At 47.4% G+C, this 3,216-nt stretch carries 1 protein-coding gene; it reads left to right on the forward strand.

Annotation, left to right across the window (positions count from 1 at the left end; translation table 11 throughout):
* The first annotated feature begins 141 nt into the window (after positions 1–141).
* A complete protein-coding gene (locus NOG12_RS13010; RefSeq protein ID WP_313933486.1) occupies positions 142–3,120 on the forward strand; it encodes a Tn3 family transposase in 2,979 nt (992 codons plus the stop codon).
* Positions 3,121–3,216: the final 96 nt, after the last annotated feature.

Raw genomic sequence — 3,216 nt, forward strand, 5'->3', positions numbered from 1 at the left:
ATGGGGTTCTAGGGATTTTCCCCTCTAAAAAGACTTAATCCTCTGTAGACCACACCAATAAATGGCTGCGGAGGTGGGTTACTACTTATAAGTGTGGCAAATTAGGTAAATATCGTACATTTAATACGGAACAGCCCTGATATGGCCATCAAAAACGAAATTACTATTCTCACGAGAGCAGAACAGGCAGATCTTTATTCCCCACCCATTTTTTCAATCGAAGAACAACGTCTGTACTTTTCTCTGAACGATGCGGAATTGGCAGTTTTTCGGTCAATTCGTCTCAGAGCTCGTAGATGTTACTTTGTCGCGATTTTGGGATACTTCAAATCAAAGCCCGTCATCCTAGATATCGCTTACTCGCAGGTTTCTAAGGATTTAATGTTCATCAGTAAAGAGCTGCTTGGCGGCAAGGGGCTCAGACCATTCACTCCCTCACAAAAACAAAAAGATCGACTCTACGCAAAAGTATTAGACCTTGCTGGTTATCACAAATGGGACGAAAGTCAGCACTTCAATTCTCTTTTCGACCACCTTGTTCAGGTGGGCAATGCCTGGCTGGAGCCGCGTTACCTCTTTGATACTGCTATTGAATTCCTAACCAGTCACAGCATTGCTATCCCTAGGTACACCGTACTCCAGAGACTGATAAGCAGAGCGATGCAGCAGGTCAGAAAAGACCTGGCGCACCAACTTAATCAACTCACCAGTCCTGAACTTCACGTCTTTCTGGACAGCATAACAGCCATTGATGACGGACTAAGCCTGAACCAGCTCAGAGGCGGTGCAAAAAGTCTGACCGTACCTGAACTTAAAAAAGAGCTTGCCCTTTATCATCAGTTAGCGCCATGGCGCACGCAAATCAATGGCGTTATCGATGGGCTTAATCTGTCTCTTAAAAATCGACAACACTTCGGTGAGCTCATCAACTATTACGGTAGTAAACTCAAACGATTCAAACGCGCACAGCAGCATCTATGGTTGCTATGTCACCTGACAGAGCGGATACAACTGGCACTGGAACGGTTAACTGATGGGTTCATTTACCATATCCGCAAGCAACAAGAAGCTGCCAACACCTTTGCACAACAAGCAGTGTTCCTGTCCTGGCAGTCAGCCGCGGACAATGTCACGAAAGCGGCAGAGTTACTGCATCTGTTTGTGGATGAGAACATTGATGATAATCAACCCTTCTCAGTAGTCAGACAACAGGCATTGAAGGTCATGAATGACAGGGATATCCAGACCCTCTGCCTTTACCTGAAAAAACAGAAACGGACCGTGGAAGAGTACCAGTGGCAACATTACGATGAACAATGCAATCTCCTGGAGCAACTGTTAAGGCAGGTGTTCTTGTGCCTTGAATGTGAGGCCGGTAAAGGCTCAGAAGCCGTCGTCGCCCAACTTCAACAGATGCAGACGGAAATCGCATTCGGTGGACCACTGAAGACGATGGATACGTCGCTCATCCCGAAAAAGCACCTCCCATGGTTGGTTAAACAGGATAACGTTAACCCGCAACGTTACGAATGGCTGCTCTACCGGCAGTTAACCTCACGACTGAATGGACGCATTTATTTGCCAAATGTTACCAAATACCGCGCACTGGAAGACGACCTGATCCCCCAGACATCGCAGGATACCTTGCTGGCCTCATCAACACTGGACAGACTAAAACAGCCCGCAGAGTTATTGTTACAGGAGAAACAACACCGGCTGGAAAGTGCACTCAAAGACGTTGCTCTCCATATTGATGAGGGAGACAATCGAAATGTGATCATGAAAAATCGTACCGGTACCCGCTGGCGTCTGCCGACCAAAAGCGCTACATCTCTGGTCAACAATCCCTTTTTTAAGCGAATGCAACCGGTCGGTATCGCGGATGTACTGCGGTATGTAGAGCGCGAAACCGGGTTCATGAAATGTCTGACTCATGTACTTCCGATACAAAAACAAGGGTTCACTCATCAGGATGATTTACTGGCCATTCTGATTGCCAACGCCACTCACCGTGGTGTGTATGGCATGGCGCAGATCTCCGATCGAAGCTATGAACACCTGAGTACGGTGCAGGCCAACTATATCCGGCCTGAAACGCTGCATGACGCCAGCGACGTGATCAATAATGCGGTTGCAGCGCTACCCATCTTCCGCCACTACCATATTCAGGAGGACCAGCTGCATGCCAGTGCGGATGGTCAGAAATTCGAAACCCATCTGGAAACCTTTAAAACCCGGTACTCCTCTAAGTATTTCGGCACCAACAAAGGGATCACGGCCATGACACTGGTGGCCAACCACAGCGCCCTCAATGCTCGGATCATCGGTTCCAACGAGCACGAATCACACTATATTTATGACCTGTTACAATCCAACAGCAGTGAAATCAAACCTGACGTACTCTCGACAGATACACACGGTGTCAATCATGTTAACTTCGCCTTACTGGATCTATGCGGTTACAGTTTTGCACCGCGATACGCGCAGTTCAGTAGTGTCATCAATGATCTGTTTGATGTGACTGAAAGTGAACAAGGCAGCACCATACTGGCGCTAAAGAAGCCTATCAGAACGAATGTTATTACAACGGGATGGCAAGATATCAGGCGTATTGTTCTGTCACTTCAGACAAAGCGGACGACACAAGCAATGCTGGTAAGAAAGTTGTCTGGTTACCCTTCTGGACACCCAATATTACAGGCTCTGACGGAGTATAATCGACTGGTTAAAGCGCAATATTTACTTGACTACATCGACGATGCCAGTTTGCGGCAGTATGTGCAACGTGCCCTGAACCGGGGAGAAGCATGGCACTTCCTTAGACGAGCCATTGCGTCGGTGAATGGTGATCAGTTCCGTGGCAAAAACGAGTCTGAAATCGCTATCTGGAATGAATGCGCAAGATTGCTTGCCAACGCGATCATCTACTTCAACTCCGCGATACTGAGTCATCTTCTGGGACACTTTGAAGCGAGAGGAGATGAAGAGAAAGCGGGTATCACTCGTGCTGTTTCGCCCGTTGCGTGGCAAAATATCAACTTAAGCGGAACGTATAACTTCACTAATACTGGGAAATTGCCCAATATTGGCGAAATAACAAGGCCGATAGTGGATGATTAGGCTCCAAGCTGAAAGTAAACCACCTCCGCAGCCATTTATTGGTGTGGTCTACAGAGGATTATGTCTTTTTAGAGGGGAAAATCCCTAGAACCCCAC

Source organism: Pseudidiomarina fusca (assembly GCF_032227045.1).
GTDB lineage: Bacteria > Pseudomonadota > Gammaproteobacteria > Enterobacterales > Alteromonadaceae > Pseudidiomarina > Pseudidiomarina fusca.